This is a genomic window from Pelagibius sp. (assembly GCF_965249265.1).
Lineage (GTDB): Bacteria > Pseudomonadota > Alphaproteobacteria > Kiloniellales > Kiloniellaceae > Pelagibius.
Genome location: NZ_OZ252224.1, coordinates 1425477 through 1449584, shown reverse-complemented (window position 1 = coordinate 1449584; position 24108 = coordinate 1425477). Strand labels below are relative to the sequence as shown.

Sequence of the window (24108 nt, the reverse complement as noted above, 5' to 3'; positions counted from 1 at the left end):
GCCCTCACAGCTTACCCGAGGGCGCAGCAACCAGTCGCTCAGCGCCATCGAAAATGAAGAAGGAAGCCGGATCGAGATAGACCGGAATGTGATCGCCGACCTCGACACGGTGAACGCCGTGTGTCAGAGCCACCCAGCGCTCGCCCTCGCTCTCGACATGAATGAAACTCTCGGAGCCGGTGATCTCCGTGGTCGACACGGCGCCGGTCACTTCGAGCGCCGCGCCCGCCGGGCGATGCAGCAGCAGGTGATGGGGGCGGATGCCGACCTTGTAGGCACCGTCCGCGAGATCCTGTGCCGAAGGCGGCACCGGCACCGCCTTGCCGGCAAAACTCATCGATCCCTGGGTCTTGGTCATGGGGACCAGGTTCATCGGCGGATCGGAAAAGGTTCGCGCGGTCATCAGGTCCGCCGGGCGGTTGTAAACCTCGATCGTCGGGCCGAACTGCGTCACCCGGCCCTCACAGAGGGTCGCCGTCTTGCCGCCCAGCAGCAGGGCTTCATGAGGCTCGGTCGTCGCGTAGACGAAAACCGCACCGGTTGCGGCGAAGATCTTCGGCAATTCGACGCGCAGTTCCTCGCGCAGCTTGTAGTCCAGGTTTGCCAGAGGCTCGTCCAGCAATACCAGATCGGCGCCCTTTACCAGGGCCCGTGCCAGGGCGGTGCGCTGCTGCTGGCCGCCCGACAGCTCCAGCGGCGTGCGCTTGAGGAAGTCACCGAGCTTCAGCAGGTCGGCGGCTTCCCGTACCTTGCTATCGAGAGTCGCCTTGTCGACGCCGGCCACCCGCATCGGCGAGGCGATGTTCTCATAGACCGTCAGTGTCGGATAGTTGATGAACTGCTGGTAGACCATGGCGACGTTGCGCTTCTGCACCGCCATACCGACAACCGACTTGCCGTCGACCAGGATGTCGCCCTCGGTGGGTTTGTCGAGGCCGGCCATCAGGCGCATGAGAGAGGTCTTGCCGGAGAGCGTCGGCCCCAGAAGCACGTTCAAGGAGCCGGTGTCGAGCGTCAGACTAACGTCGCTGATGTGCATCTCCGCACCGACGCGCTTGCTCACGTTCTGAAGCGTCAAGGTCATCAGGCGGACTCCTGCCGGCTCGTATCCCCGTGATGGCTCTCCATCCAGGCCTCGAGCTTCTGCTTTGTCTGATCCGAGGTGTGCAGGCCCATTTTCGACCGGCGCCAAAGAAAGTCATCAGCGGATTCGACCCATTCATGCTGGCGCAGGTAGTCGATCTCCGCCGCATGCAGGCCGTCACCGAAATCCTCACCAAGATCGGCCAGGGAAGCGGCACCGGCGGTGATGCGCTCCGCCCGGGTGCCGTAGTTGCGCACATAGCGCCAGGCGAGATCCGCCGGCAGCCAGGGCCGCGCCTGCTTGAAACGCCGCAGGTAGCCGTCGAAGTCGGCATCGGCAATATTGCCGCCCGGCAAGGCTGCATCGGCGGTCCAGGGGTCGCCCAGCGGCCCCAATGCCTCGGCCAGCTTCTGCATGGCGTGTTCGGAGAGCTTGCGGAAGGTGGTGATCTTGCCGCCGAAAATCGACAGCAGGGGCGCCCGTCCCTCCCCGTGGTCCAGCTCCAGCACGTAGTCGCGCGTGGCCGAGGAGGCGCTGGAGGCCGCATCGTCATAAAGCGGGCGAACCCCGGAATACGTCCAGACCACATCCGCCGGCGATATCTGTTTCTTGAAGTAGACGTTCACCGCGGAGCAGAGGTATTCGGTCTCCTCTTCGGAGATGGCGACCTCGGCGGGATCGTCCTTGTAATCCACATCGGTGGTGCCGATCAGGGTGTAGTCCTGCTCGTAGGGAATGGCGAAGATGATGCGCCCGTCCGGATTCTGGAAAATATAGGGATAGTCGTGCTCGAACATCTTGCGCACGACAATGTGGGAGCCTTTCACCAGACGCAGCGACTGTGCCTTGTTCAAGCCAGCGCGCTGCTCGATGAACTCGGCAGTCCAGGGACCCGCCGCATTGACCAGGGCCCGCGCCGTCAGTTCACGCTTCTCGCCATTTCTAAGGTCGCGCAGCACCACTTGCCAGCGATCGTCCTGGCGCCGGGCGGAGACGCACTCGACGCGGGTCAGCACCTCGGCGCCGTGCTCCTGGGCATCCAGCGCATTCAGCGCCACCAGGCGCGAGTCCTGTACCCAGCAGTCGGAATAGATGAAACCTTTCTGCAACTCGGGCACCAGCGGCTCACCCGCGACGTGGCGGCGCAAGTCGACGCCCTTGGACCCCGGCAACAGCTTACGGCCGCCGAGATGATCGTAGAGGAAGAGGCCGAGACGGATCAGCCAGGCCGGCCGCAGTCCCTTATTGTGCGGCAGCACGAAGCGCAGCGGCCAGATGATGTGCGGGGCCGCCCGCAACAGCACTTCACGCTCGATCAGCGCCTCGCGCACCAAACGGAATTCGTAGTATTCGAGATAGCGCAGGCCGCCGTGGATCAGCTTGGTGCTGGCCGAAGAGGTCGCGCTGCCGAGATCGTTCTTTTCACAGAGCAGGACGGAGAGTCCGCGGCCGGCTGCATCGCGCGCAATCCCGGCCCCATTAATGCCACCGCCAACGACAAGAATGTCGACTGTCTCGGTCATGACCGACTAAGACCCTCCCCAACACCTCTCCCTTGAATGGGAGAGTTTGCAGCCTGAACGGCTTGCGCTTGATTGCTTCTGGAAACCATAGGCCAGATCACCGCGGCCTGACAATCGAAAATATTCGAAAACGAAAATTTCCGAACTTTCGGGCCCCGGCAGGGCATGAGCCCAACCCTTGGCTGGGCCAAGGGTCGTTGCGCTGGTTCGGGCGCTAGTCCGGATCGGCGATATGCAGCTCGACGTCGGCTTCCGCGAGGATGTCCTGCATCGTCTCGGAGGGCCGGCGGTCGGTGAACAGCGCGTCGATTTCATGCATGTGGCCCAGTCGTACGAGGGCGTTGCGGCCGAACTTGGTGTGGTCCGTCGCCAGGAACACGCGGCGCGAATTCCGGATGATCGCCTGCGCCACCCTCACCTCGCGATAGTCGAAGTCGAGAAGCGAACCGTCGTCGTCGATTCCCGAGATGCCGATGATCCCGATGTCGACCTTGAACTGCTGAATGGTGTCCAGGGTCGCCTCCCCCACGATACCCCGGTCGCGGCTCCGCACCAAGCCGCCGGCGACAATGACTTCGAAGTCCGGCTTTGCCGCCAACATATTGGCAACATTAAGATTATTGGTGATAACACGGAGGCCTCGATGGTCGATGAGGGCCTTCGCCACCTCCTCCGTGGTCGTCCCGATATTGATGAACAGCGACGCGTTGTCGGGCACCGCCGCCGCCACGATCGAGGCGATGCTGGCCTTCTGCCCGCGGTTCAGAACCTGGCGGGTCCGATAGGCGAGGTTCTCCACAGACGACGGCAGACCGGCGCCGCCATGATAGCGGCGCAGCAGGCCCTGGTCGCAAAGCTGATTGATGTCCCGGCGCACGGTCTGCGGCGTCACTTCAAAATGTTCGGCCAAAGCCTCGATCGCCACGAAACCGCGCTCGCGGACCAGATCGATGATCCGTTCCTGCCGCTGGTTCAGCTCAACGGGTTCGTCCTGCGCCGCGCCCGCTTCCGCGTTCCCAGCCGGTTCGCTCATTTCCACCCTCTCATGGCCTCAGCATAAGCGTTCAATGATATTTTCGGAACCGAAAATCCGAACCTCAGGCGATAGATCCTGTTAGATCAATGAAACCGCTCACTTTTTCATCGGTATCACACCCCTGTGTGTTCCGGTCCCTCCCCTATCTGAGCGCGTGAAAGGGCGGCGGGAAGCCCCTATATTGATTGCAACCCATCATCCAGCCGGCGCGAGCCACCGCCGCGGCCCGGCTATCCGGAAGGTTCCAGAGATCTATGCAAGAGGCCGCCCCCCTCGCCCCCAAACTGCCGGAAACCCTCGATTCCAGCGATTACCGCATTGGTATCGAGCCAAGCGGCAAGCATGTGAAGGTGGTTTTCAACGGCGAGATCATCGCCGACAGCCGCCGCGCCCTGATTCTGTATGAGACCCGGCTGCCGGCGATCTACTACGTCCCGCGCGAAGACATCGCCATGCAGTTTCTCGAGCCAAGCGATCACCGCACCTACTGTCCGTTCAAGGGAACCGCCAACTACTGGACCGTGAAGGTCGGCGACAAATCAGCCGAGAACGCGGCCTGGAGCTATGAGGACCCGATCGAAGAGGCCTTGGGCATACGCGGCTACATCGCCTTTTACTGGAATCAGATGGATGCCTGGTTCGAAGAGGACCGGGAAGTCGAAATCGATCCGGGCGAGAGCCTGACGGAGTACAGCAATCCGCTGGCCGCCTGGATGCTGCGCGAAGCTTGGGAAGCAACCTCCTCGGCCGAACTGCTGGACCGTCTCGGCAGACAACTGGCCGAAGCCGGCTTCGGCGTTTCACGGATGAACGTCATCATCCCCACCCTGCATCCGCAGATGGCCAGCAATGCCTTTGTCTGGCGCCGCGGCGAAACGGTGGTGGACGAGCGCGACTTTCCGCACTACGGCCTGCAGTCCGAGGCCTATCTGAAAAGCCCCCTGATGCCGATCTTCGAGGGCGCCGGCGGCATCCGCCGCCGCCTGGAAGGGCCGAACCCGACTCTGGACTATCCGATCCTGAGCGATCTGGTCGAAGCCGGCTGTACGGACTACGTCGCCATGCCGATGCGGTTTTCCAACGGCAAGATCAATATCCTGACTCTGGCGACCGACCGTGTCGGCGGATTCACTACCGAGCACCTCGGCCAGATCCACGAGGTCCTGCCGATCCTCAGCCGCCTGCTGGAAGTGCATGCCATGCACCGGATGTCCCGCACGCTGCTGGATACCTATCTCGGCGCCTACACCGGCCAGCGGGTGCTGAACGGACTGATCAAGCGCGGCGACGGCGAGAACATCCCGGCGGTCATCTGGTACTGCGACCTGCGCGGTTCGACCGCTCTGGCCGACAGCGTGTCTAGGGACGACTACCTGGACCTCATCAACCGCTTCTTCGAGGCCATGGCCGGGGCCGTTCTGGACCGCGGCGGCGAGGTTCTGAAGTTTATCGGCGACGGCATGCTGGCCATCTTCCCGATGGAGAAGACGGGCACCTCGAAAGAAGGCAAGGAGATGTTCTGCGGGCAGACTGCCGGCTGTGAAGCATTGGAAGCGGCAAGAGATGCCCTCGCCAGAATGCACGAGGTGAATGCCGATCTGGCCGAAGAAGGCCGGGCGCCCCTGCGCTTCGGCTTGGCGCTGCATCTGGGCGACTTGACCTATGGCAATATCGGCGGGTCGAGCCGCCTCGACTTCACCGTCATCGGCCCGGCAACCAACGAGGCCGCGCGGATCGACAGCCTGACCAAGGAACTGGGCGTCACCCTGCTGATCTCAGAAGACTTCGAGCGTGTCGTGTCAGACGAACTCGTATCCCTGGGGCACCACCGTCTGCGCGGCGTCGCTGAAGAGATCGAGGTCTTTACCCTGCCCGAATTGAGCCCGGCAGCCGGTGAGTAGTCACCCGCCGGCGTAGCGTTCCTCTTCGCTGTAATAGTCCTCGAAGCCGACACGCTGGCGCAGCTCGGCAAAGGTCAGCAGGGCTTCCGGATGACGGCCATCTTTGAAAGTCGCCAGCGCCTCCTCCATCGCCCGCATGGCAACGGAGAGAAGGGTCAGCGGATAGGCCGCCAGCTTGTAGCCAATCTCCTCCAGCGCCGCCGGAGCCAGTAGCGGGGTTTCGCCCTGCTCCACCAGGTTGGCCAGGGTCGGACGGTCGACGGCACTGCAAAAGGCGCGCATCTCAGCCTCCGACTTCGGCGCTTCCAGGAAGAGGATGTCCGCACCCAGGCGCTGAAAACCTTCGACGCGGCGCAGGGCCTCGTCGAGACCGTCGGTGCCGCGGGCGTCGGTCCGGGCGAGAATCAGGATGTCGGCCCCTTCGTTGCGCGCGTCGACGGCAGCCTGCACCCTGGCCATCGCTTCGGCGTGATCGACCACCGCCTTGCCCCGGGTATGGCCGCAGCGCTTGGGCCAAACCTGGTCTTCGATCATCACGGCGGCAAACCCGGCTTGGGCATAGCCGGCCACCGTGCGCTTTACGTTCACCGCGTTGCCGTAGCCGGTGTCCCCGTCGCCGATCACCGGGATTCCGGTGGCGGCGCAGATGTTGCGCCCCTGGTCGAGCATCTCGCCATAGGAAATCAACCCGGTGTCCGGCAACCCTAGGCGCGCGGCAGAAACGGCAAAACCGCTCATGAAGGTGACCGGAAATCCGGCCCGCTCGATCAGCCTGGCCGAAAGCGCATCGAAACAGCAGGGCATCTGCGTCAACCCGGGTTTCGCCAGAATCTTGCGCAGCCTGTCCACGGCCTTTTCACCGGAACCATCGATCCCCATCACCATCACCTTCTTTTCGAGACTCGCCATAATGAAGTTTCCGAAAGGAAACATATTGGCGAGAGCGGCCAATAGGCTAGTCTTCTCTCAGCAGTCAGTCTCGATACGGATGAAATCCCCATGCTGCTTTCGGCAGGGCGCTCGACCCTTCTTACCGCCGCTGACCCAGAGGACCCGACGGAGGCGCAATCACTCCTGAGCGCTGCTGCGGAGCGTCTTCATGTGCCCCGCAGCACGGCCGAAGGCTTCGCCGCCACCACTGCCCTCGAGCAGGGCCGCGACCAGGTGGTCAGCACCAGCCTGGCGCGCCCGGAGATCGAAGACGCGCTGAGAGAAAGGCTTCACCTTTTTCTTGTCCTTGACTGTCTGCCGGCCGCGGAGCGTCCAACTGTTGAAGCGCTGGCCGGCCAGGCCATCACAGCCGTGACTGCCGAGATGGTGGTCTTCGAGTGGCTGGAGCGCGCCGACAGCGACGACTTTCGCAGCATGCTGCAACTCATTCGCTAGGCTTTTAACCCCGGCGCGATGGTGCGGCGGCGCGCGATGGCCTATGCTGACGCCGAACCGGCCAAGCAGCAATGGGCCGGCCCCAAGAGGAGCAAAAGATGATCGTTGAGCAGATCTGGACCGGGAATGCCTACCGCAATTTCAACTACCTGATTGCCTGTCCGGCAAGCGGCGAAGCCCTGGCGATCGATCCGCTTGACCACAAGAAGTGCCTGGCGAAAGCGAAAGAGCGCGGCTGGGAAATCACCCAGATCCTCAACACCCATGAGCACGGCGACCATATCGGCGGCAACAAGCCGGTGGTGGCGGCGACCGGTGCAAAGATCCTGGCGCACCAGAACGCCAAGAACCGCATTCCCGGTATGGACCAGGGGCTTGCCGCCGGTGACGTCGTCAAGGTCGGCAGCACTGTCGATCTTGAGGTTCTCGATACCCCCGGCCACACCATGAGCCACGTCTGTCTGCTGTCACGGACCGAACAACCCGCCCTGTTCTGCGGTGACACGCTTTTCAATGCCGGTGCCGGCAACTGCCATAACGGCGGTCATCCCAACGAGCTTTATCACACCTTCGCCGAGCAGCTTTCCAAACTGCCCGACGCGACGCAGATCTACCCCGGCCATGATTACATTGCCAACAACCTGCGTTTTACGCTCGACCGCGAGCCGGACAACAGCGACGCCGAGGCTCTGCTGCGCCAGGTCGACGACCAGGACCCCGATGCGGCCCTGATCTCCACACTGGGGCAGGAGAAAACGATCAACACCTTCTTCCGCCTGCAGAGCCCGACGGTTATCGCCAGACTGCGCGAGGTCTTTCCCGATCTGTCCGAAACGCCGAGTGCCAAGGAGGTCTTCCTGAAGCTGCGCGAGCTGCGCAACAGCTGGTAGCGAGGTTCAGGGATCGGAACAGCCGGTCATCGTGAAGGCACCGGCTATCGTTTCCGAGACCAGGATTCTGGTATCAGCGTGAGCCGCCGCCTTCGGATGGCCCGACGGGCAGACGGAGGCTGGCCCGCAGGCCGGGCGCATTGTCTTCTAGCAGCAGTTCGCCGTCATGCAGATGCGCGACGGCCTGGACAAGGCTGAGGCCCAAGCCGCTGCCCGACGTCGAGCGGCTTTGTTCCAGCCTGACAAACCGCTTCAGAACCTCTTCGCGCTGGTCCTCGGGAATGCCCGGTCCACGGTCGCTGACGGAGAGAATGGCTGTTCCGTCCTGTCTCTCGACGCCAATTTCAATGCGCCCGCCGGCTCCTGAAAACTTGATGGCATTATCCAGCAGGTTGACCAGGGCCTGGAACAGCAGATCCCGGTCGCCTGTCCGCCGAACCGCCTGGAGCGGCCGCACTTCCAGCGTGATCCCCAGTTCCTCGGTCAGGGGATCGTACAACTCCACCACGTCCTGGATAAGATCCTGCAGATCCACACTCGCAAAGCGATCCCGCGATGCCCCAGCTTCCGCCTGGGCGATGCTCAGCAGTGCTGTGAAGGTCTTCAACAGACTGTCGGCCTCGCGGATCGCCTTGGCGATCGCATCCCGATAGCCGTCAGACCCGGGGTCTTCGATCAATGCCAGTTCGAGGCCGCTGCGCAGCCGCGCCAGGGGGCTGCGCAGATCATGGGCGATGTTGTCGCTGACCTGCCGCATGCCCCCCAACAGTCTTTCGATCTGGTCGAGCATGGCATTGAGGTTCTTGGCAAGCTGGTCGAATTCGTCCTCGCGTCCGCTGACCGGCACCCGGCGGGTCAGGTCGCCGGCCATGATGTCGCGGCTGGTACGGTTGATCGTTTCGATACGTCCCAACAAGACGCGGCTCATCAGCAGGCCGCCAAGCAGGGAGATGCCGAAGATCGCCAAAAGGCTCCAGGCCAGGATCTCGCGGATCAGCACCGCAACACGGTCCCGCTCCCTTACGTCATGGCCGACAAGCAGGCGAAGGCCGCCGCGCAGGTTGAAGGTTCGCGCCCGCCCGAAATTCACGCCGCCGCCTTCGACTTCCGGAAACTCCAGACGGAAGGTCAGCCAACCCTCGCTGTCCGCCGGTTCATCGGGCCAGCGGCTGAGGTTGCCCGCCAGGACGCGGTTATCCGGCCCCATCAGCAGGTAAAGGCCGCGGGTTTGCGCCGCGGCGACGGTTCGGCGCTGAAGGGCGGCAATAAGGCCGGGGGTGCCGCGCTGGGAGAATTGCTCCGCCAGTCCCCTGATCTCGGCGTCGATGGTCGAGTCGGTCTGGCGGGAGACGCTGCTGGAGGTTGCCCAGAAAATCGCACCAGTCAGCAGAAGGACAGCCAGGGTGAAGAAACAGAGATAGACCAGAACCAGCCGAAAAATACGCGACTGGAGCAGGCTGGCCCTATTCACGAAGCGAGTACCCCGAACCGCGCACGGTATGCAGCAATGCCTTGTCGAATTCCTTGTCGATCTTCTGACGCAGGCGGGAAATGTGGACGTCAACCACATTGGTCTGCGGGTCGAAGTGATAGTTCCAGACATTTTCCAGCAGCATTGTGCGCGTCACCACCTGACCGGCGTGGCGCATCAGATACTCCAGGATCTTGAACTCGCGGGGCTGCAGGTCGATCACCTGGCCGCCGCGCCGCACCTGGCGCGACAACAAATCGATCTCCAAGTCCGCGAGGCGCAGGCCGGTTTCCGCCTTGCCCTCGGCGGGCCGCCGCAGCAGAGCCTCTATTCGGGCCAGAAGCTCCGAGAAGGCAAAGGGTTTTACCAGATAGTCGTCTCCACCGGCGCGCAGGCCCTTTACCCGGTCATCGACGCCCCCCATGGCGGAAAGAAAGAGGATCGGCAGGCTGCTGCCCGTGCCCCGGAGGGTTTCGACCACCGAGATCCCGTCGACCTTCGGCAACATGCGATCGACGATCGCCAGGTCGAAGTCCTCACTGGCGGCGCGCAGCAGTCCCTCCTTCCCGTCTACGGCAATTTCCGCCGCATAGCCGGCTTCCCGGAGGCCCTTGGCGATATAACCCGCCGTTTCGCCGTCGTCTTCGACAATCAAAACACGCATCGCGGTCTGTCTCTCACGCCGTGTCCACGAGATTTCGGAGTCTTTGCAGATCGTCATTAGGGTTATGCCTTTCCCAGCCTGCCCGCCGCAACCCCCGCGGCCGGCCGACAGGCCTGAACGGCAAAGGAGCGCCCCGATCGTTTGGGGCGCTCCTCGCCTGCGGGACTACGTGTCCCACCGAGAGCAGCTCCGGGCCGCTGAAGCTGCCGAAGGCAACTTCAAGGAGAGCGGCGGCCCGAACCTGTTGCGATAGTCTTATGCCTGGGACAAACGCAGAGCGAAGAAGCTCTCACTGCCACGGCGCACAGCTTTGATCGTCGCAACCGATTCGCCGGCTTCCTGCAAAGCCTCGATGCGGTCCACAGCCTCCGACGGCGTCTTTACCGGTTCCAGGGTGATGCTGCGGATCACGTCGCCGCGCTGCAGCCCGCTCCGGGCGGCCGGGCTGTCCGGGGCGATATCGACGATGACAACACCGCTGTCGGACTCCGTCAGCCCCAGGGTTTCACGCGCTTCCTCGTCGAGGGACGTCACCGTCACACCGGTATCGCCAAGCTCGGCTTCAGCGGGGTCTTCCGCGGCCCCGGACTGCGGGCCCGGTAAACCGGAGACCTGCTCCTCACCCGGCACCGCGCCGGTGACGACCGTCAGTTCCAAAGGCTCCCGGTCGCGCCAGACCTGCATCGACGTGGCCTTGTCCACCGGGGTCTCGGCCACCAACTGGCTCAGGTCCTTCACCCGGACGACGGTTTTGCCGTCCCAGGCCGTGACCACGTCCCCGGCGCGCAGACCGGCCTTCGCCGCCGGGCTGTCCGGCTCGACGGCGGCAACCAAGGCGCCTTCGGCAGCAGCCATGCCGAATCCTTCGGCGATGTCGGGCGTAACCGGCTGGATACGGACGCCCAGCCAGCCCCGCTCGACCTTGCCGTCGTCCCGCAGGTCGTCGACGATCCGGCTGGCGAGGTTGGAGGGAATGGCAAAGCCGATACCCACGCTGCCACCGTTGGGCGAATAGATCGCCGTGTTCACACCGATAACCGCGCCTTCCGTGTCGAAGGTCGGGCCGCCGGAGTTCCCACGGTTGATCGGCGCGTCAATCTGTATGAAGTCGATCAGACTGCCGCCGGGCAGGTCTCGGCCGCGTGCCGACACGATACCGGCGGTTACCGAGCCGCCGAGACCGAAGGGGCTGCCGACTGCAACTACCCAGTCACCCGGGCGCAGGCCGTCCGACTCACCGAACTCGACGAACGGCAGGGGTCCTTCCGCATCGACTTTCAACAAGGCAAGATCGGTGCGGGGATCGGCACCGATCAGCTCCGCCTCGTAGGACGCACCGTCCTTCAGGGTGACCGTGATCTCATCGGCTCCATCGATCACGTGGTTGTTGGTCACGACGTAGCCCTCGGCATCGATGATGAAGCCGGAACCCGCCCCCTGGCGCGGGCGCCGAGGCTCGGCCTGGTTGCCGTCGGGGCGGCCACCGGGTCCAAAGAACCTTTCGAAGAATTCACGCAGGTTGGGATCGTTTCCGAAGGGCAGGTCATCCGGCATCGACCGCGGTCCCTGGGCCCTGACTTCACCGCGCTGAACCACGGCGATGTTCACCACCGCCGGCGCCACGTCTTCGACCAGATCGGCGAAGCTTGCCGGTGCCGGCCGGGCGTCGGCGGGATTTATGGAGCCGGCGATAAGGGCGAGAGAGAGACCCGCCACGGCCATCAGCGTCAGGGGAGAGCGCCGTGCCCCCGAAGCCAGGCCTTCGGTTTGGCGCGGAAACCCAGGGATTTGGGCCCAAACGGGAACCATAATGCTATCTCCTCAGCAGGTTCAAAAGCTGCTGAGGACGTGGGGGCCGGGCGTTACCGTCGCCTTGCCGCGGGATTAACTCTTGTTCATGTTAGGCCCGGTCCCGGGCATAAGCGCAGATTGCAGCGATAAGCCGGTCCATGTTCGCCTTGAGCGTTGAAAACCCGCCATTCCGCTCGATACGCTCTTCATCCATGTAGAGCTTGCGGTTGATTTCCACCTGCAGGCTGTGGCGGCCCTTCGCGGGATCGGAGTAGCGGCGCACCAGTTCCACCCCCTTATAGGGCTCGTTGAGCTTCACCTGATAGCCGAGATCTCTGAGCTGGTCGGCGACGAAAGCGGTAAAGGCGGGATCGCAGGTCGTGCCGTCGCGATCACCGAGCACGAATTCCGCGCGCGCCACCGGCCCGTCCTCGGTGCCGCTGTTGCCCATGGCCGGCATGGAGTGACAGTTGATGTGCCAGACCTCGCCGAAACGGCCATGGGCGTCGTCGATCGCCCCGGCCACGGCGGCATGATAGGGCCGCCAGCAGGTGTCGATCCGGCGCTGTACCTCGGCAACGCTGAGCAGGCGGTCGTAGATCTGCGCATCCGGCGGCATCAGCCGCCAGATCAGACCGACGCCGAGTTCGGTCTTGCGGCTCGGCACCACCGGCTCCGCCCAGGGGCCATCCAGCATTGCCGGATCCAGATCGACGAGGTCGCGGTTCGGATCGATATAGATGCGCGGAAACTCCGCCGCGATCAGCGGTGCGCCGTGATCCGGCGCCGCGCTGTAAAGTTCGTCAACGAAGGCATCTTCCGAACGCCTGAGCACCGCCATGGGCGCGATGCTGCCGAAATCCGCCGGATAGGCCTTGCCGCTGTGCGGGCTGTCGAAGACCACCGGCACCGGTTCCGCCCGGGGGGCGACAAGGCGCAGTTTTGCTTCGGACGAAGGGACGGACATCCCAAAACTCCAAGTCTGATGGGAAACAGGGGCTCCAATCTAGCGTCGTCGCGCAGGTGAAGGGAGCTTTCTTTTCCCTACTCGATCCAGAGTGCCGGGTGGTCCAACGCGTCGCAGCAGGCGACCTTGCCGCGCACAGTCCCGACCAGGCCCTTGCCGAGGTCCCGCACCATCCAGGCATCGGTGTGTTCCTGCGCAATGGGATAAGGCGCATCCAGGCCCTGCGGGCCCGCGGCCGCAAAGCCATGGCGGCCGTAATAGTCGGGATAGCCCAGCACGAAAACCAGATCGACACCGGAAGCGGCCAGCCGCGCCACACCCTCTTCGATCAGCTTGCCGCCGATACCCCGGCTCTGGGCCGCGGGCACGACCGCCAGAGGCGCCAGGATCGCGGCGGAAACGGGCGTTGCAGACTCAGTGAGACCCACCTGCGAAAACAGGATGTGCCCGACGGGCCGGTCATCCTCGACCGCGATGAGGGAAAGCACCGGCTCTGCACTGGGATCTCTCACGATGGCCTCGACAAGCGCGGCCTCTTCTTCTTGACCGAAGGCCTGACGGTGGATGTCCAGCACTGCGGGCAGGTCGCCTTCGCCTGCTTCCCTGATAATCATCTAGACCTCCCGTCGTGAGGCCGGGCGGGAGAGCCGCTACTCCTTCACCGCGCCGGTCATCGAAGAGACATAATGCTCAACGAAGAAGGAGTAAAGAATCGCCACCGGCAACGAGCCCAGCAGGGCCCCGGCCATGAGCGAGCCCCAGCGATAGATATCGCCGTCCACGAACTCCGACAGCATGGCCACCGGCACCGTCTTGTTGGAGGTGGTGGAGATGAAGGTCAGGGCGTAGATGAATTCGTTCCAGCACAGCGTGAAGGAGAAGATGCCGGCGGAAATCAGGCCCGGCACCGCCAGGGGCAGCACGATCTTCAGCAGAATCTGGGTACGGCTCGCCCCGTCGATCAGGGCGCATTCCTCCAACTCATAGGGGATGGTCTTGAAATAGCCCATCAGGAGCCAGGTGGAGAAAGGAATGAGGATCGTCGGATAGGTCAGGATCAACGCCATGGGCGTATCGAACAAGCCGTAGGCATGCACGATGACCGAGAGCGGAATGAACAGAATCGAGGGCGGCACCAGATAAGCGAGGAAGATCAGCCCACCAACCCACTGCGATCCCTTGTAACGGATGCGCACGATGGCATAGGCGGCCAGTACGGAGGCCACCAGCGAGATGAAGGTTGCCACCACCGAAACCATCATGGTGTTCCACATCCAAACCGGATAATCGGTTTCGAAAATCACATGGAAGATATGCGACAGCGTCGGCGCCGCCACCCAGAGCGGACTGGTGGTTTCCATGTCCAGAAGTTCGGCATTGGGCTTCAGCGCCGTCAGCGTCATCCAGTAAAAGGGAAACAACAGGATGAAGACGATGACCGAGAGCGGTATGTAGATCGTCACCCACTTGGTGCGGCGGGTCATCAGGAAGTCCATGCCTTCCGCGTCGTCCTTGGCCGAGGCCTTGGCAGCGGCAGCAGCGCTTTTGGCCCGCATCCTGGCCTGTTGTTTGGCGCCTTCAGTCATCGGTCTCTCCCTGCTGCCACTTGCGTCTCTGCAGACCGAACCAGGACACCATGATGGCGGCCAGAAGGAAGGGAATCATCGCTGTCGAGATCGCCGCACCCTCCCCCATGTTGCCGCCCAGAATGGCGCGCTGGTAGCTGAGCGTCGCCATCAGGTGGGTGGCGTTGGCGGGACCGCCGCGGGTGATTGCCCAGATCAGTTGGAAGTCGGTGAAGGTGAAGAGCACAGAGAAGGTCATCACCACCGCGATGATCGGCGTCAGCATCGGAAAGGTGACATGACGGAACATCTGCCAGCGGTTGGCGCCGTCCAGGGTCGCCGCTTCGTAGAGCGAGGGCGGCACGGTCTGTAGCCCGGCCAGCAGGGTAATGGCGACAAAGGGCACGCCGCGCCAGATATTGGCGAAGATCAGCGACCAGCGCGCATTCCAGGGATCGCCCAGAAAGTCGATGTATTGATCGATGAGGCCGAGCTTGGTCAGGCTCCAGGAGATGATCGAGAACTGCGCGTCGTAGATCCACCAGAAGGCCAGCGCCGAAAGCACGGTGGGCACGATGAAGGGCAGCAGAATGACGGCCCGCAGCAGCGCCTTGAAGGGCAGATGGTTGTTCAGCAGTAGCGCCAGGTAAAGACCGACGGCAAACTTAACTACGCTGGCAAAAGTCGTATAGAAAATCGTCTGCCAGACCGACTGCCAGAAAACATGATCGCCGAACAGGCCGTAGATTTCACAGTCGTCGGGCCCATAGCACTCTTTCTCGTAGAAGTTCAGGATGCCGATGAATTTTCCCGGATTGCCGATACTGGCATCGGTCAGGGAGAGCCAGACCCCAAGGCCCAGGGGATAGGTCAGGAACAGCACCAGGATCGCTGCCGCCGGCAGCATGAACCAGAACCCCAGCCAGTTCCGGTTGTTGTTCAGACGGGTCCAGAGACCCGGCGTCAGCACCACGGCCGATCCACTTCGAAGCGTCGATTCCGCCATTCCTAGCCTTTCCCGGCATCAAGCGAGGGGGAGCCGGCCTGGCACATAAACCGCCCGAGCATCCTGCTGTGGCAGCCTATGACCAAGCCGGCCCGTCTCGTTTAGCGGTAGATCCGCCTTGCCTTCTTGGTCGCATCGGCGACGGCGTCCTTGGGCGACATCTGACCGGTTGCCGTATTGGCAAACATGTCGACCACGATGAACTCGGAAATCGCCGAGGCCGCCTTCTGACCGACCGAGCCCTTGTAGCCTGCCACAAAAGTGCGGTTGGCCGCTTCCGCAAAGATCTCGCGCTTCGGATCGGACGTCCAGATCGGATTGCTGTTGAAGGCGTTCAGCGAGTGGGTCAGATAGGCCACCGACCCTTCGAGCCAGCGGTTGTACTGCTCGGCCTCCATCAGGAAGGTCACGAAGGCCTTGGCGGCGTTCGGGAACTTCGAATAGGTCGGCACCAGGATCGGATAGGCGATGTGGAACTCCGTCGGCACGCCGACCGGACCGACCGGATAGTAGGCATGGTCCATGTCGTCCTTAACGTCGAGGCCGTCGACCAGGGCTTTCTGATAGATCGAGATGCCGTTGTTGGTGAGGCCGACTTCACCGGCCAGGAAGGCCTTGTTGTTGGAGCCGTCGTTCCACGACGCGGTGCCGGGAATGAAGGCATCGTAGAGCTTCTTCACATACTCGCAGGCGGTCACGGATTCCGGGCTGTTGAGGATGACCTTGTCGTTCTCGTCGACCATCGCCGCGCCATGCGACCACAGCGCCCAGTGCACCCAGGCATTGGCATCGCCGGTGGCATGGCCAAGCGCCATACCGGCGGGCAGGCCGCCGCCCTTCATAGCCTCGCAGAGGGCCAGGAAGCCTTCCAGATCCTGCGGCACTTCCTTGAAGCCGGCCTTCTCGATGGCGGAGTTGCGGTAGTTGATGTAGTTGCCGCCGAAGCACATCGGAATGCCGATCCACTTGTCGCCGCTCTTGCCGTAGGTCTCCGCCGCGGGCACCCAGCCGCCGTACTTGCCGCCGAGATAGTCGGCCACGTCGGTCAGGTCGGTGCACTTGTTGGGGAAGAGATGCGGCAGCGAATAGAGGCCCCAGATCAGGTCGGGACCGGAGCCCACATTGACCGCGACCGAAGACTTGGGCTGCACATCATCCATGGACTCGTTCAGCACTTCGACTTCGATGCCGGTGGCCTTGGTGAAAGCCGCCACCAGTTCCATGAAAGCATCTTCTTCGGATTGAATGAACCGCTTCCAGCGCAGGACCTGCAGCTTGGCGCCGTCCTCCGGCTTAAAGGGCGAGTCCGCCGCCCAGGCGCTGCCCCAATCCAGAAGATCGCTGCTGACAACAGCCGCACCGGCGACCGTCGCCGCTGTGGCCTTGAGGATCGATCTGCGTGTGAACTTCTTGTCCATGGCTACTCCTCCCATTCCTTTTTTTGTTTTGGCGTTCTGACTATGATTTTCGACACGGCAATAAAGGAGCCCGGCTGCTGGGTCTAAAGCCTCTCGCCGGAATCCTGACTGAAAAGATGTACCTTGCTTAGATTAGGCCGCAGATGAATCTGCTGACCCGGGTGAAATTCGTGACGCTCGCGGAAGGCGGCGGTTATCTCCCGGCCGTCCAGGCGTACCAGGACCTGGGTTTCAGATCCCATGGGCTCCACCACCACCACTTCGGCGGCAAAACCGTCTTTCTCGGAGACCAGATCCAGGTGTTCGGGACGAACCCCGTAGACCACCGGCTGGCCGTCGCCGGCCGGCGCCGCGTCGGCCAGGGGCAGAGCCGTTCCGTCGCTCATGGTCACTTTGGCCTGCCCGCCACGCTCGACCGCACCGGGCAGAAAGTTCATGGCCGGTGAGCCGATGAAGCCGGCGACGAAGACGTTCGCGGGATTGTCATAGAGTTCCAGCGGCGCGCCGATCTGTTCGACGATGCCGTCGTGCATGACCACGATCTGATCGGCCATGGTCATGGCCTCAATCTGATCATGGGTGACATAGACCGTCGTCGTTTGAAGACGTTGGTGCAGCTCGCGAATTTCGGTGCGCATCTGTACCCGTAGCTTGGCGTCCAGATTGGACAGCGGCTCGTCGAAGAGAAACACCCGAGGGTCGCGGACGATGGCGCGGCCCATGGCCACCCGCTGACGCTGCCCGCCGGAAAGCTGGCGCGGAAAGCGGTCGAGATATTCTTCCAGGTTCAGGATGCCGGCGGCGCGGTGCACCGCTTCCTCGATCACCTCGGGATCGACCTTCGCCAGCTTCAGCGAGAAGGCCATGTTGTCGAACACCTTCATATGCGGATAGAGCGCATAGTTCTGAAACACCATGGCAATATCGCGCTGCTTGGGCGGCACCTCGTTGACCACCTGCCCTTCGATGATGATTTCGCCGGAAGTGACCTTCTCCAGGCCGGCAATCATGCGCAGCAGAGTCGACTTGCCGCAGCCCGAAGGGCCGACAAGAACCGTAAAGGACTTGTCCGGGATGGTGATATCCACCCCGTGCAAGATCTCCGTGGCGCCAAACGACTTGCGAACTTCGCAAATCTCGACGTCGGCCATAAAGCCTCCCCCTATCGAAAGCCCATGATTCCGGGCTTTGTCCTTTCATTAGCAATCAACATACATCGTATACGTAATCGCGTCCATTGTGATCTTGGCGTTTCCCGCCAACCTGCCCGCCGTTCCGCCCAAAAACCCGCAGAAAGGGTACGAGGCCTTTGAACTCGTCTCTCACGAGCAAGACATAGTAATCACGATGGCCGCCGTCAGGCCAGAGAGCCGGGGCCCGTGAGGAGCGGTCTTGCAGGGCAGTGTCGCAGAGTCTCCAGGACCCGGGTCCCACAGTTCGACATGGGAGACCTGCGGAGATGGGGCTGTCGCCCCATCGAATGCGCCGCTAGCATGATCTGCCGCGCTGGGTACGGTCTCCTGCGATCCGGACCGGCTGATCAAACGAGGCAGCCCCGGACATTCGATGCAGACGTCCAAAGACCTTCATATCCAGCCGCTGGTGAATGCGCCGCTGCAGGGCATTGCCCTCATGGTTGCCGCCTTCACCGTTTTTGCGGGGCTGGATGCGACGGCGAAGTATCTTGTGCAGTTCTATCCGACCGAACAGGTGGTCTGGGCGCGCTACACCGGACACTGCGTTTTTGCCTTGATCCTCTTCTGGCCGCGCCACGGCTTCGCAATGCTGCGCACCAAGCGGCTCGGCACTCAGATTTTCCGCTCCCTTCTGCTGTTCTTCGGAACCTGCAGCAACTTTGTCGCACTGCAGTATCTGCAGTTGGCGGAGACGTCGGCGATCTTCTTTTCGGTTCCCTTGCTGGTCGCTCTCTTTTCCGTGCCTTTGCTGGGCGAGAAAATCGGCCCACGGCGCTGGGCCGCGATCTTCATCGGCTTTGTCGGCGTCTTGATCGTGGTGCGCCCGGATATCGGGCTCATTCACTGGGCCGCGGGACTCGCGCTCTTTACCGCCATCGCCATCGCGCTCTACCAGATCACCACCCGCAAGCTGGCAGGCGTCGACTCGGTGATAACGACACAGTTCTACACGGCCCTGGTGGGCACGCTGCTGGTGACCCCCGTCATGCCGTTTGTCTGGCAGGCGCCGGATCTGACCGGCTGGCTGCTCATGGCCCTCATCGGCGCCCTCGGCGGGTTCGGTCACTGGATGCTGATCATCGCGCACCGCATGGCACCGGCACCGATCCTGGCGCCCTTCAACTACACCCAGATCGTGCCCATGATCCTGCTCGGCTTTCTGGTGTTCGGCGACCTGCCCGATTCCTGGACCCTGAGCGGCGCGGCTGTTGTTTTGGGCAGCGGCCTCTACCTGCTGTACCGCGAACGCCGGGTGAAAGGCTCTACCTGAACCTCTTCTTTCAGGAGCGCTCGGTCGCCAGACGCAGGCCTGCCCCAACGAAAAGCGCGCCCGTTATACGCTCGACCCAGCGCCGCGCCCGCCCGTAGGCCGCCGCGACCCGGGGCCGTGCAAAGATCAGCGCCGCCAGGGCGTACCAGGCTACGGCGATGGCGACCACCAGCAGACAGACGGCGAACTGAAAGACCAGCGGACTGCCGGCGGGGATCGAGACCGCGAAAAGTGAGACGAAGAAAGCCGCAGCCTTGGGATTTGCCAGATCGGTCGCCAAACCGAAAACAAAGGCGCGGCGCAACCCGCCGCCCTTGGGCGCTGTCAATTGACTTGGCGCCGCCGCCGTGCGGCGCTGGAACAGCAGTTTCAGACCCACGACGATGAGATAAGCCGCACCGACCAGCTTCACCAGAGTGTAGGCCCAGGTGAAGGTCTCAAAGAGCACCGCCAGACCAGCAAGGCTGAGCCCGGCCCAGATTGCCGTGCCGAAGCCGATGCCGGCGGCAGTCGTCACCCCGGCCCGCGCGCCGCCCTGGGCTGTGGCGTGGAGGGTCGCCAGCAGGTTCGGTCCGGGGCTGAGGACCGTGACAGCCCAGACACCGGCGATAAAGGCCGCCGCGTAAAGGTTTTCGACCGAACCGAAGGAACTGCTGAAAAAAGAGATGCCAGACAAGGGCGCGCCCTCCAAGATGGTGACGGCATCAGAATAGATGAGCCCGCCCGGATCTGGGAGTCCCCGAACAAAGACCATGCCCTACAGCAAACTGAAGAAACGTCTTGATGACGGCGAGGTGGTGATCCTCGACGGCGCCACGGGCACGGAGTTGCAGCGCCGCGGCATCGACATGGATCCGGCCGCCTGGTGCGGCGTGGCGACCTTGGGGAACGACCGGCTGCTGAGTGACATTCACCGGGACTACATCGCCGTCGGGGCCGAGGTGATCACCGCCAACACCTTTGCCTCCTCGCGCCTGATGCTCTCCGGGGCCGGCTATGGCGACCAGGTGGCGGAGATCAATCGCCGCGCCGTCGAGGCGGCCCTGCACGCGCGCGACACGGCACCGGATGGCCGGGCGGTGGTGGTTGCGGGCTCCCTCTCCCACATGATCCCGATTGCCGAGGGCACGGCCAAGTCCGACCTCCGCAAACTGCCGAGCGACAGCCAGCTTTCGGATGCCTTTCACGAGGTAGCGCAGATCCTGAAGGCATCCGGCGCGGAACTGATCATCCTGGAGATGATGTATCATCCGCAGCGGGCGAAGCTTGCGCTGGAGGCCGCACAGGCCACTGGGCTGCCGCTTTGGTTCGGCCTCAGCGCCCGGCGCGATCGCAAGGGCCGGATGATCAGTTTTCTGCAGCATGAGGATTTGCCGCTCTCTGCGGTGACCGACCTTCTGCCCGCTGCCGGGGTCGATGCCGCCGGCTGCATGCACAGCGGCGCCGACCTCATCGCCGAAGCACAGGCCGAAACCCGAAAGACCTTCGACGGCGCCCTGATGGCCTATCCCGACGGCGGTTACTTCGAGATGCCGGACTGGCGTTTCATCGACGTCATCGAACCGCAACGCATGGAAGCGTTCTTTCTCGACTGGTTGCACCAGGGCACCCGGATCATCGGCGCCTGCTGCGGCCTTTCCGTCGAACACATTCAGGCCGCTGCGCGCGCCCGGGATAGGTTCGTTCAGTCTAGAGCGTGAAGCCGCCGTCGACCACCATCGCCGCGCCGGTCGTGTAACCCGACTCATCGGAAGCCAGATAGACCGCCATGGCGGCAATCTCCTCTGCCGTGCCGAGGCGGCCCAGGGGTTGCCGCGCGATGAAGGCCTTGCGCGCCTCCACCGGATCATCGAAGGCAGCGATACGGTCTTCAAGCGACGGGGACTCGATCGTGCCAGGGCAGATGCAGTTGCAGCGCAGACCCTGACCGATGAAATCGGCGGCTACCGACTTGGTGAGGCCGATCACCGCCGCCTTGCTGGTGCCGTAGACGCAGCGGTTGGCGATACCGCGCATGGATGATGCCACCGATGCCATGTTGATGACCGAGCCGCCCCCGGCATCGAGCATCGGCGGCAGGAAGGCGGAGATCGTGCGGTACATGGACTTCACATTCAGATCGAAGGAAAAATCCCAGTCGTCTTCCGGGCAGTCCAGGATCGATCCGTGGTGGACAAAGCCGGCGACGTTGCAAAGCACGTCGAGCGGCGGCATCTCCGCCGCCAGACTGTGGATCGCCTGAGTGTCGGTCACGTCCAGACGGCGGGTTGAAATACCCGGCGTGCCGCCCAGTTCCTCCAGCCGGTCGACGTTGATGTCGGTTGCCATCACCGCCGCCCCCTCGGCGGCAAAGGCAAGGGCGGTCGCGCGGCCGATGCCTTGCGCCGCCGCGGTAACCAGCGCCGTTTTTCCGGCCAGACGATCCCCCATCCTACTCTTCCTTTTCTGTAGCGGCGCTAGTGCGAGTGCCTGGGTATGGCCTTCACCACCTGCTGGTAATGCACGGCCGGCTCCAGGCAGCCACCAGTGGAGAGTTGGCCCACCATGCCGCGATAGATTTCCTGCCAGGGCGTCTGATTTTCCAGCTCCGGCGCCTTGTAGGCCTTCCAGCGCGCGTCGATTTCCTCTTCGCTCAACAGCAGATCGACACGCCGACTATTGAGATCGACCCGCACACGGTCCCCGGTCTCGATAATGGCAAGACCCGACCGCGCCGCCGATTCCGGTGAAGCATTGAGAATGGAGGGGCTGCCCGAGGTACCGCTCTGGCGTCCGTCGCCGACGGTCGGCAGCTCGGAAATCCCGGCTTTGATGAGCGCGTCGGGCGGCTGCATGTTCACCACCTCCGCCGAGCCGGGATAGCCGATGGGCCCGGCCCCGCGGATGAACAGCAGACAGGTCTCGTCAATCTCCAGGGACGGATCGTTGATCCTGTCGTGATAGTCCTCCGGCCCCTCAAAGACGATGGCCCGTCCTTCGAAGGCATTCTCCTGTCCGGGCGTCGAGAGGTAGCGCTCGCGAAACTCCGCAGAGATGACCGAGGTCTTCATGACCGCAGCGTCGAACAGGTTGCCCGACAGCACGACAAAGCCGGCCTCCTCCATCAAGGGCTTGTCGTAGGGACGGATGACCTCGGCGTCGCTGGCGATGCGATCGCTGTGCAGGTCGCCGATGGTCTGGCCGGCGGCGGTCATGGCATCCGTATTAATCTTGCCGGCACGGATCAACTCACCGATCACCGCGGGCACGCCACCGGCGCGGTAGTAGTCCTCACCCAGGTATTCCCCGGCCGGCTGCAGGTTCACCAGCAGCGGGATCTCATGGCCATGGGTCTGCCAGTCCTCGATGTTCAGTTCGACGCCCATGTGCCGGGCGATGGCGGTGATATGCGGCGGGCAGTTCGTCGAGCCGCCGATTGCCGAGTTCACCGCGATGGCGTTCAGAAAAGCCTCGCGGGTCATGATCTTGGAAGGGGTCAGTTCCTCCCAGACCATGCCGACGATGCGGCGCCCGGTCTCGTAAGCCATTTGGCCGCGCTCGCGGTAGGGCGCCGGGATCGCCGCCGCCCCCGGCAGCATCATGCCCAGGGCCTCGGCCAGGGAGTTCATCGACGAGGCCGTGCCCATGGTGTTGCAGTGCCCGGCGCTGGGCGTGGAAGCGGCCACCAGGGCGATGAACCCGTCATAGTCGATTTCCCCGGCGGCCAGACGTTTGCGGGCTTCCCAGACAATGGTGCCGGAGCCGACGCGCCGCCCGTTCCACCAGCCGTTCAGCATCGGCCCGCCGTTCATGGCGATGGCGGGCATATCCACCGTCGCCGCCGCCATCAGGCAGGCAGGCGTGGTCTTGTCGCAGCCGGTGGTCAGGATCACACCATCCAGCGGATAACCGTGCAGAATCTCGACAAGACCGAGGTATGCGAGATTGCGGTCTAGGGCTGCCGTCGGACGGCGGCCGGTTTCCTGAATCGGATGGACCGGAAACTCGAATGCGATGCCGCCCGCATCGCGGATGCCATCGCGCATGCGCGCCGCCAGTTCCACGTGAATGCGGTTGCAGGGCGAAAGATCGCTGCCGGTCTGTGCAATGCCGATCACCGGCTTGCCGGAAGTCAACTCCTCCTGCGTCAGGCCGTAGTTCAGATAGCGTTCGAGATAAAGCGCGGTCATACCGGGGTTGTCCCGGTCGTTGAACCAGCTCTGGCTGCGCAGACGGCGGTCCATTTCGGCAATTTTCACAGGGGTTCTTCCTCCAGATTCGTCTTTCGGCGCAAGGCTATCAGGCCCCATGCCGTGCTGCACCGCCTTTGCGGCGGGCTCTTCCTGCTGCTCAGACTACGCCAAGTCCTTCGGACGGACAAAGTCCTTCAGATCAGCTGGTGTGCCCCCCAGACCACTCCAGGAAGAGACCTTGAAGTGCGCCAGGGCGGCCGTCGGAAACTTTTCGGCCATCTTCCGGGCGGCCGGCGGCGGCGTCCCGCCCAGCAGTTGGAAGGCCAAATGCTCCATGCCCGGATTGTGGGCGACGACCATGATGCTGCCCGTCGCGGCAGGCTGACGGTGCAACAGGGAAAGCATGCGGCTTGGCGGGGCCAGATAGAGTGATCTCAGAAAACGGACCTGCGGCCCGACCGGCAGTTCCGGCAGCACCAGATCCAGGGTCTGGCGTGCCCGCAGCGCGCTGGAACAGAGCACGAGATCCGGCCGCCACTTCTTTTCTGCAATGAAGCGTCCGAGCAAAGGCGCCGCCCGCCGCCCCCGCTGCGCCAGCGGACGGTCGAAATCCGCCAAGGCCGGGTCCGACCAGTCCGACTTGGCATGGCGCAGCAACAGAAGATGCGGCATGGAGCCCTTCGCAGCTAAACAATACGTCAGTATTATTGAGATAAGACCTCAACCCCGTTCTTTTTGGGTTGCAGCCGCAAGCTGTTTCCCGCGATT

Annotated in this window: 22 protein-coding genes; 5 read left to right on the top strand and 17 right to left on the bottom strand. The window is 63.1% G+C overall.

Annotated features, from left to right (window positions below; genetic code table 11):
- Positions 1-4: 4 nt before the first annotated feature.
- From ACP146_RS06905 to ACP146_RS06895, 3 genes are all read right to left on the bottom strand, one after another.
- Positions 5-1084, bottom strand: coding sequence for an ABC transporter ATP-binding protein (locus ACP146_RS06905; RefSeq protein WP_422366033.1), 1080 nt, complete (start codon positions 1082-1084; stop codon positions 5-7).
- The gene (glpD, locus tag ACP146_RS06900; protein WP_422366032.1) at positions 1084-2607 is read right to left on the bottom strand and encodes a glycerol-3-phosphate dehydrogenase; all 1524 of its coding nucleotides are present in this window, start codon (positions 2605-2607) and stop codon (positions 1084-1086) included. Before glpD ends, ACP146_RS06905 begins: the two co-directional genes overlap by 1 nt.
- Positions 2608-2821: 214 nt before the next feature.
- Positions 2822-3640, bottom strand: a complete 819-nt coding sequence (locus tag ACP146_RS06895; RefSeq protein ID WP_422366031.1) for a DeoR/GlpR family transcriptional regulator — start codon at positions 3638-3640, stop codon at positions 2822-2824.
- Between the two features lie 257 nt (positions 3641-3897).
- On the opposite strand from ACP146_RS06895, the gene ACP146_RS06890 reads away from it, so the two are divergent.
- The gene (locus tag ACP146_RS06890) at positions 3898-5544 is read left to right on the top strand and encodes a DUF427 domain-containing protein (RefSeq protein WP_422366030.1); all 1647 of its coding nucleotides are present in this window, start codon (positions 3898-3900) and stop codon (positions 5542-5544) included.
- On the opposite strand, the gene ACP146_RS06885 is transcribed toward ACP146_RS06890, so the two are convergent.
- Positions 5545-6453: an isocitrate lyase/PEP mutase family protein gene (locus ACP146_RS06885; RefSeq protein ID WP_422366029.1), complete on the bottom strand. Its 909-nt coding sequence runs from the start codon at positions 6451-6453 to the stop codon at positions 5545-5547.
- Between the two features lie 90 nt (positions 6454-6543).
- Here ACP146_RS06885 and ACP146_RS06880 point away from each other — a divergent pair, with 90 nt between their 5' ends.
- Both ACP146_RS06880 and ACP146_RS06875 read left to right on the top strand, forming a co-directional pair.
- Positions 6544-6930 carry a hypothetical protein gene (locus tag ACP146_RS06880; protein WP_422366028.1) on the top strand — a complete coding sequence of 129 codons (387 nt, stop codon included), beginning with the start codon at positions 6544-6546 and terminating at the stop codon, positions 6928-6930.
- A gap of 98 nt (positions 6931-7028) precedes the next feature.
- Positions 7029-7820, top strand: coding sequence for a hydroxyacylglutathione hydrolase (locus ACP146_RS06875; RefSeq protein ID WP_422366027.1), 792 nt, complete (start codon positions 7029-7031; stop codon positions 7818-7820).
- A 73-nt stretch (positions 7821-7893) separates the two neighbouring features.
- On the opposite strand, the gene ACP146_RS06870 is transcribed toward ACP146_RS06875, so the two are convergent.
- From ACP146_RS06870 to ACP146_RS06830, 9 genes are all read right to left on the bottom strand, one after another.
- Positions 7894-9291: an ATP-binding protein gene (locus ACP146_RS06870; protein WP_422366026.1), complete on the bottom strand. Its 1398-nt coding sequence runs from the start codon at positions 9289-9291 to the stop codon at positions 7894-7896.
- On the bottom strand, positions 9284-9955 hold the full coding sequence (locus ACP146_RS06865) for a winged helix-turn-helix domain-containing protein (RefSeq protein WP_422366025.1): 672 nt from the start codon (positions 9953-9955) through the stop codon (positions 9284-9286). Before ACP146_RS06865 ends, ACP146_RS06870 begins: the two co-directional genes overlap by 8 nt.
- Positions 9956-10210: 255 nt before the next feature.
- Positions 10211-11764, bottom strand: coding sequence for a Do family serine endopeptidase (locus tag ACP146_RS06860; protein WP_422366024.1), 1554 nt, complete (start codon positions 11762-11764; stop codon positions 10211-10213).
- Between the two features lie 91 nt (positions 11765-11855).
- The gene (locus ACP146_RS06855) at positions 11856-12713 is read right to left on the bottom strand and encodes an N-formylglutamate amidohydrolase (protein ID WP_422366023.1); all 858 of its coding nucleotides are present in this window, start codon (positions 12711-12713) and stop codon (positions 11856-11858) included.
- A gap of 77 nt (positions 12714-12790) precedes the next feature.
- Positions 12791-13327: a GNAT family N-acetyltransferase gene (locus tag ACP146_RS06850; protein WP_422366022.1), complete on the bottom strand. Its 537-nt coding sequence runs from the start codon at positions 13325-13327 to the stop codon at positions 12791-12793.
- Positions 13328-13363: 36 nt separating this feature from the next.
- The gene (locus tag ACP146_RS06845) at positions 13364-14299 is read right to left on the bottom strand and encodes a carbohydrate ABC transporter permease (protein WP_422366021.1); all 936 of its coding nucleotides are present in this window, start codon (positions 14297-14299) and stop codon (positions 13364-13366) included.
- On the bottom strand, positions 14292-15284 hold the full coding sequence (locus tag ACP146_RS06840; protein WP_422366020.1) for a carbohydrate ABC transporter permease: 993 nt from the start codon (positions 15282-15284) through the stop codon (positions 14292-14294). Before ACP146_RS06840 ends, ACP146_RS06845 begins: the two co-directional genes overlap by 8 nt.
- Positions 15285-15385: 101 nt before the next feature.
- Positions 15386-16702 carry an ABC transporter substrate-binding protein gene (locus ACP146_RS06835; protein ID WP_422366019.1) on the bottom strand — a complete coding sequence of 439 codons (1317 nt, stop codon included), beginning with the start codon at positions 16700-16702 and terminating at the stop codon, positions 15386-15388.
- A gap of 83 nt (positions 16703-16785) precedes the next feature.
- Positions 16786-17853, bottom strand: a complete 1068-nt coding sequence (locus ACP146_RS06830) for an ABC transporter ATP-binding protein (protein WP_422366018.1) — start codon at positions 17851-17853, stop codon at positions 16786-16788.
- 415 nt (positions 17854-18268) lie between these two features.
- Here ACP146_RS06830 and ACP146_RS06825 point away from each other — a divergent pair, with 415 nt between their 5' ends.
- Complete coding sequence (locus ACP146_RS06825) at positions 18269-19168, top strand: DMT family transporter (RefSeq protein ID WP_422366017.1); 900 nt, start codon at positions 18269-18271, stop codon at positions 19166-19168.
- A gap of 10 nt (positions 19169-19178) precedes the next feature.
- Here ACP146_RS06825 and ACP146_RS06820 read toward each other — a convergent pair whose 3' ends face one another.
- On the bottom strand, positions 19179-19844 hold the full coding sequence (locus ACP146_RS06820) for a LysE family transporter (RefSeq protein ID WP_422366016.1): 666 nt from the start codon (positions 19842-19844) through the stop codon (positions 19179-19181).
- Positions 19845-19920: 76 nt separating this feature from the next.
- Between ACP146_RS06820 and ACP146_RS06815 the strand changes: the two genes are divergently transcribed.
- Positions 19921-20868: a homocysteine S-methyltransferase family protein gene (locus ACP146_RS06815; RefSeq protein ID WP_422366015.1), complete on the top strand. Its 948-nt coding sequence runs from the start codon at positions 19921-19923 to the stop codon at positions 20866-20868.
- Here ACP146_RS06815 and ACP146_RS06810 read toward each other — a convergent pair.
- From ACP146_RS06810 to ACP146_RS06800, 3 genes are all read right to left on the bottom strand, one after another.
- Positions 20858-21598 (bottom strand): SDR family oxidoreductase, encoded by a 741-nt coding sequence (locus tag ACP146_RS06810; RefSeq protein ID WP_422366014.1) that lies wholly within the window; start codon positions 21596-21598, stop codon positions 20858-20860. The two genes, ACP146_RS06815 and ACP146_RS06810, sit on opposite strands and share 11 nt — an antisense overlap.
- A gap of 26 nt (positions 21599-21624) precedes the next feature.
- Positions 21625-23391, bottom strand: a complete 1767-nt coding sequence (locus ACP146_RS06805; RefSeq protein WP_422369625.1) for an IlvD/Edd family dehydratase — start codon at positions 23389-23391, stop codon at positions 21625-21627.
- Positions 23392-23502: 111 nt separating this feature from the next.
- The gene (locus ACP146_RS06800) at positions 23503-24012 is read right to left on the bottom strand and encodes a SixA phosphatase family protein (RefSeq protein WP_422366013.1); all 510 of its coding nucleotides are present in this window, start codon (positions 24010-24012) and stop codon (positions 23503-23505) included.
- Positions 24013-24108 lie beyond the last annotated feature (96 nt).